The sequence below is a fragment of the uncultured Flavobacterium sp. genome, from assembly GCF_937967675.1.
Lineage (GTDB): Bacteria > Bacteroidota > Bacteroidia > Flavobacteriales > Flavobacteriaceae > Flavobacterium.
The window spans coordinates 1-6406 of record NZ_CALBSN010000038.1; the positions used below are offsets into that span (position 1 = coordinate 1).

The following is a 6406-nucleotide window of genomic DNA, read 5'->3' on the forward strand; positions in this document are numbered from 1 at the left end:
CTGCAAAACCATCCACAAAATCTTTCGTTCTACTAAACAAATGCGGTTGAAAAGCCGCAATGATTTTTTTACCTGGATACAATTCACGAACCGCTTGATGCACCGCGTTAATTTCTGTTGGATGATGTGCGTAATCATCAATATAAACTAATTTTTCTTCTCTAATTTGAAACGAAAAACGTCTTCTTACTCCTTTAAAACTTGCTAAAGCATTAATTATCTTCTCATTTGAAACACCATACGATTTCGCCATTGCAAATGCCAACAAAGCATTCGTCAAATTATGATGACCTGGTAAGCCAAATTTTACATTTTTAACTACTTCGGTTGGTGTTTTCACATCGAATACATAAAATCCGTTTTCAATTCGGATGTTTTGAGCTGAAAAATCAGCATCGTTATTAACTCCGATAGTATTTCCTTCTAATGGCAATCCTTTGATTATGTATAAATTTTCGCTTGGCGTTTTGGCTGCAAATTCTCTGAATGATTCCTCAATGCTTGCTGCATCTCCATAAATATCCAAATGATCCGCATCCATAGAAGTTACACAAGAAACGTTTGGATGCAAATGCAAAAACGAACGATCAAATTCATCTGCTTCCACCACCGTAACCGTTTTTCCAGAACCAATTAAATTGGAATTATAGTTTTCGACAATTCCACCTAAAAAAGCCGTAACATCTACACCACTCTCATATAAAACGTGACCTAAAATACTTGAAGTAGTTGTTTTCCCGTGCGTTCCTGCAACAGCGAAACAATAGGTATCTTTCGTTATAATTCCTAAAACTTCAGCACGCTTTTTAATAGTAAATCCTCTTTCGATGAAATAATTCCATTCGGAATGTGAAACTGGAACGGCTGGCGTTACGATTACCAATGTATTTTCAACATAAAAATCGGTTGGAATTAAATTGATATTATCTTCAAAATGAATTTCTAAACCGACAGCTTGTAACTCATCGGTTAACTGCGTTGGTGTTTTATCATAACCTACTACTTTTTTTCCAATGTATTGAAAATAGCGAGCAAGAGCACTCATTCCGATGCCTCCGATACCTATGAAATAAACGTTATGTATTTGATTTAGATTCATATTTTTCTTGCCACAAAGACGCTAAGGCGCCAAGTTATTTTTAATTTTTGATTAGCTTTACTATTTCTTCAACAATATCTTTTGTTGCGTTAGGTTTGGCTAATTTCTTTATGTTTTGACTTAATTCTGCTTGTTTATTTTCGTTTGAAATTAAATCAGAAAAAACTGTTTCAAATTGGGCATCTAATTCTGATTCTTTAATTAAAATGGCACCGTTTTTATCTGAAATTGCTTTTGCGTTTTTCGTTTGATGATCTTCGGCAACATTTGGTGACGGAATGAAAATCGTTGGTTTTCCTACAATACATAATTCCGAAACGGATGATGCTCCTGAGCGCGAAATTACAACATCTGCAGCAGCGTAAACCAAATCCATTCTATCAATAAAAGCTACTACTTGAACGTTTTCTTTTTCATTATATTTTGAGTAATCATTCAAATATAATTTTCCGCATTGCCAAATGATTTGAATGTTTTGACTCAATAGAAAATCCAATTCTTTTTCAATCAATTGGTTGATTCTTCTAGCACCTAAACTTCCGCCTAAAACTAGCAAGGTTTTTTTATTTGCATCTAATTTAAAATAAGCGATAGCTTCACTTTTGCTTGCTTCGTTAATCAAATCTTGACGCACTGGATTTCCAGTTAAAATCATTTTATCTTTTGGAAAAAATCGTTCCAAATTTTCGTAAGCCACACAAATTTTATTCGCCTTTTTAGCTAATAATTTATTCGTAATTCCTGGATATGAATTTTGTTCTTGAATAACCGTTGGAATATTTAACATCGAAGCCACTTTCAAAACGGCTCCACTTGCAAAACCTCCGGTTCCGATTACTACATCAGGCTTGAAACTTTTAATAATTCGGAATGAATTCCACATACTTGAAAGTAATTTGAATGGAAACATAGCATTATCTAAAGTCAGTTTTCGTTGAATTCCCGAAATCCATAATCCTTTGATGGCGTAACCTGCTTGAGGTACTTTTTGCATTTCCATTTTATCTTTGGCACCTACAAAAAGAAACTCCGCTTCAGGAAAACGAGATTTTAATTCGTTCGCAATCGCAACGGCTGGATAAATATGTCCGCCTGTTCCGCCTCCGCTAATTATGAATCTTGGTTTTTTCATTATTTTTTATTTAAAACTGCGTTCATTGGATTTTGTCCGTTTACTAGCACATCTCCGTTTTCATCTTCGATTAAAGATTCTCTAATCGAACTTTTAATATCGTTTATTTTTTGCTGATTTTCATCCGCTTCTTTCTCTTCATTCAAAGCCACTTGCGCATCGATAATTTGTTGTAAAGCTTCATCACGTTTGCGTTTTTCTTCTAAGTCTAAAGCAACTTCTTCTTCTTTCTTGGTCACACTTAAAATAATTCCGACAGCGATACACGTCATCCAAATGGAAGTTCCTCCACTACTAATCAATGGTAAAGGTTGCCCTGTTACTGGCAATAATTCTACAGCAACTCCCATATTCACAAATGCTTGGAATATGATTGGAAAACCAAGACCAATAATCAATAATTTTCCGAATAAACTAGTAGCCTTTTGAGCATTGATAACAAATCGAATTAACAATAACAAATACAATCCGATGATAGTTACCGCTCCAACTAATCCCCATTCTTCTACAATAATGGCGAAAATAAAATCAGAAGAAGACTGCGGTAGGAAATTTTTCTGAACACTTTTTCCAGCTCCTAATCCAATTACTCCACCAGAAGCGATAGCGATTTTTGCTTTTTCAATTTGGTAATCATCTTCGTTTGGCGTGTCTTTTGTAAAACGTTCGATACGCTTTTCCCAAGTATTAACCCTATTGAAATATTTATTATCTGGAAAAGCTTTGCCTAATAAAATAAACAAAAGTAGTGCGGAGAATCCCATTGCTAAAACAATCCCTAAATACTTTAAAGGGTATTGACCAATAAAAATCAACATGCAAATCATTGCGAAAATTAAAGCTGTTGTTGAAAAATTGGCTGGTAAAATCAATGCCAAAACCGCTCCAACAGGAATCCATAATTCCAAAAAAGATTCTTTAAAAGAATACTCTTTATCACTTACTTTTGCTAAATATCTAGCTACATAAACCATTAATATTATAAAGGCTAAAGTAGAAGTTTGAAAACTCACCCCTACAAACGGAATTTGAATCCAACGACTAGCATTTGCACCACCAATTTCTGTTCCTTTAAACAAAGTATAAACCAATAACAAAACCACTAAAGGAATTCCAAAAATAGATAACGCTTTGAAATAGTGATAAGGCATTTTATGAATCCAATAAATGATTCCAAATCCCAATAATACATGAACCGCATGTTTAAACAAATGTCCTATCGTAGTTCCGTTACCCACAACATAAACTAAGTTGGTACTAGCACTATAAACAGGTAAAAAAGAGACTAGAGCTAATAGAAAAACTATAGCCCAAATGGTTTTATCTCCTCTTAATTTACCAATGATATCGAACATTTTATTGTTTATTGCTTATTGTTACAAATTGTGAACCGCTTGTTTAAATTGTTTACCTCTGTCTTCGTAGTTTTCGAATAAATCAAAACTTGCACAAGCTGGCGATAACAAAACGCTATCTCCCTTTTCTGCTAAACGTTGCGCTAATTGAACTGCTTCTGACATTGAAGTGGTTTCTACCATCACATCCACCACATTATTAAATGCGTTGATGATTTTTGTATTATCAACACCTAAACAAACAATTGCTTTTACTTTTTCACGAACTAAAGGCATTAACTCATCGTAATCATTTCCTTTATCAACACCTCCTACAATCCAAACCGTTGGTGTATTCATACTATCCAAAGCATAAAAAACCGAATTTACATTCGTAGCTTTAGAATCGTTGATGTATTGCACGCCTTGAATTTTTAATACTTTTTCTAATCGGTGCTCTACTCCTTGGAAATTAGTCAAACTTTCTCTGATGGTTTGTTTTCTAATGTTCAACAATTGCGCTACAGCTGTTGCTGCCATTGCATTTTTAATGTTGTGTTTTCCTTCTAATGCTAGTTCGTTGATTGGCATAGTAAATAATTCGTTTTTAATAGTACTGTTGATCTTGTTATCTTCTATAAATCCTCCGTCGTTTTCAGGTTTTCCTGTTAATGAAAAAGGAACTTTATTTGCTTTAATTTTGTTATTCTTTAACCAATTTTGAATCGCTTCGTCTTCATTGTCATATATCAAATAATCGGCTTCTGTTTGATTTTTTGTAATTCTAAATTTTGAATTGATGTACAAACTATAATCGTAATTGTATCGATCCAAATGGTCTGGACTGATGTTGGTCAAAATCGCAATATGTGGTTTGTAGTTGATGATTCCATCTAACTGAAAACTACTCAATTCTAACACATAAATATCGTGCTTGTTTTCGGCCACTTGCCAAGCGAAGCTTTTTCCAATATTTCCAGCTAAACCGACATTCAAGCCACCTTGTTTTAACAGGTGATACGTCAAAAGCGTTGTGGTAGTTTTTCCGTTACTTCCTGTGATTCCAACTGTTGTTGCATCGGTAAATTGAATAGCAAATTCGATTTCAGAAATTACAGGAATTCCTTTTCCGATTAGCTTTTTTACGATGGGTGCTTTTTCGGGAATTCCTGGACTTTTCATTACTACATCGGCATTCAGAATTAATTCTTCTGTGTGCTTTTCATCTTCCCAATCGATCCCATTAATGGTAAGAACTTCTTTATAATTCTCTTTTATTTTTCCAAAATCCGACACAAAAACATCGTATCCTTTTTTCTTTCCTAAGATGGCGGTTCCTACTCCACTTTCGCCTCCGCCTAAAACTACCAGTCGCATCTTATCTCAATTTTAAAGAAACGAGTGAAAAAATCGCCAATAGAATTCCAACAATCCAAAATCGGGTTACGATTCTACTTTCGTGATAGCCTTTTTTCTGATAGTGGTGATGCAATGGTGACATTAGGAAAATTCGTCTTCCTTCACCGTATTTCTTTTTGGTATATTTGAAATAACTCACTTGAATCATAACCGATAAATTTTCGGCTAAGAAAATTCCGCAGATAACTGGAATTAATAATTCTTTACGGATTGATATTGCAATTACAGCGATTATTCCACCAATAGTTAAACTTCCTGTATCACCCATGAATACTGATGCTGGATATGCGTTGTACCAAAGAAATCCAACCAAAGCTCCAACGAATGCTGCGATATAAACCGTCATTTCACCAGCATTTGGTATGTACATAATGTTCAAATAATCGGAAAAAATGATGTTTCCTGAAACGAAAGTGAACAATCCGAGTGTGAGTACGGAAATTGCGGAAGTCCCTGCGGCTAAACCATCAATACCATCGGTTAAATTGGCTCCGTTTGAAACAGCTGTAATGATTAAAATTACCATTGGAATAAAAATCAACCAAGCATAATCTTTGTAATCATCACCCATGAATGATAATACTTCCGCGTAATCAAATTCGTTATTTTTAAAAAATGGAATTGTTGTTGCCGTTGATTTTTCTTCTAAATCCGCTGGTTTGATATTGTTTTCAATTTTAACTCTTGATGTTAAAGTGTCTTTACGAACTGTTACATCTGGACTCAAATACAAAACGGTTCCAACGATTAAACCTAAACCAACTTGCCCAATAACTTTGAAAATTCCTTTTAAACCTTGTTTATCTTTCTTGAAAATTTTAATATAATCATCAATAAAACCGATAGTTCCCATCCAAAGCGTGGTCATTATCAATAAAATAATGTAAATGTTATTCAACTTCGCCAATAACAAAACCGGAATTAAAGTCGCCAAAATGATAATAATTCCTCCCATTGTTGGCGTTCCTGCTTTAGCGGTTTGACCTTCTAAACCAAGTTCACGAACCGTTTCACCTACTTGCTGATTTCTTAAATAGTTGATGATTTTTTTTCCATAAATCGTAGCAATTAATATGGACAAAATAAAAGCTAATGCCGAGCGAAAAGTAATGTATTGAAACACTCCCGCTCCAGGAACATCAAAGGCTTTGTCTAAGTATTGAAAGATGTAGTATAACATATTGTTTGCTTAGTTTTAAAGATTAATTATTGGCTTTTATTTGTTTAATTGTTGTAATAACTCAGTTACAATTTGTAAATCGTCGAAATCATGACGGACTCCGTTAATTTCTTGATACGTTTCATGACCTTTTCCAGCGATAAGAATAATATCGTTTGGATTTGCCAATTGACAAGCGGTTTTAATAGCTTGTTTTCTATCTAAAATAGAAACCGTTTTCTTAAAATTTTGAGGCTCTACTC

5 protein-coding genes and 1 pseudogene are annotated in these 6406 nt (G+C 34.1%); all 6 read right to left on the reverse strand.

Annotated elements, in window-relative coordinates:
• Window positions 1-1099, reverse strand: a 1099-nt coding sequence (locus Q0075_RS02530; protein WP_297868150.1) for a Mur ligase family protein, incomplete at its 3' end; no start/stop codon positions are given.
• Between the two features lie 40 nt (window positions 1100-1139).
• Window positions 1140-2231 (reverse strand): undecaprenyldiphospho-muramoylpentapeptide beta-N-acetylglucosaminyltransferase, encoded by a 1092-nt coding sequence (gene murG / locus Q0075_RS02535; protein WP_297868151.1) that lies wholly within the window; start codon window positions 2229-2231, stop codon window positions 1140-1142.
• Window positions 2231-3586: an FtsW/RodA/SpoVE family cell cycle protein gene (locus Q0075_RS02540; RefSeq protein ID WP_297868152.1), complete on the reverse strand. Its 1356-nt coding sequence runs from the start codon at window positions 3584-3586 to the stop codon at window positions 2231-2233. The genes murG and Q0075_RS02540 overlap by 1 nt, the downstream gene beginning before the upstream one ends.
• A 21-nt stretch (window positions 3587-3607) precedes the next feature.
• Window positions 3608-4942 carry a UDP-N-acetylmuramoyl-L-alanine--D-glutamate ligase gene (gene murD, locus Q0075_RS02545; RefSeq protein WP_297868153.1) on the reverse strand — a complete coding sequence of 445 codons (1335 nt, stop codon included), beginning with the start codon at window positions 4940-4942 and terminating at the stop codon, window positions 3608-3610.
• A gap of 1 nt (window position 4943) precedes the next feature.
• Complete coding sequence (gene mraY / locus Q0075_RS02550; protein ID WP_291109138.1) at window positions 4944-6164, reverse strand: phospho-N-acetylmuramoyl-pentapeptide-transferase; 1221 nt, start codon at window positions 6162-6164, stop codon at window positions 4944-4946.
• A gap of 36 nt (window positions 6165-6200) precedes the next feature.
• Window positions 6201-6406: pseudogene (locus tag Q0075_RS02555) on the reverse strand (UDP-N-acetylmuramoyl-L-alanyl-D-glutamate--2,6-diaminopimelate ligase); the annotation flags it as partial.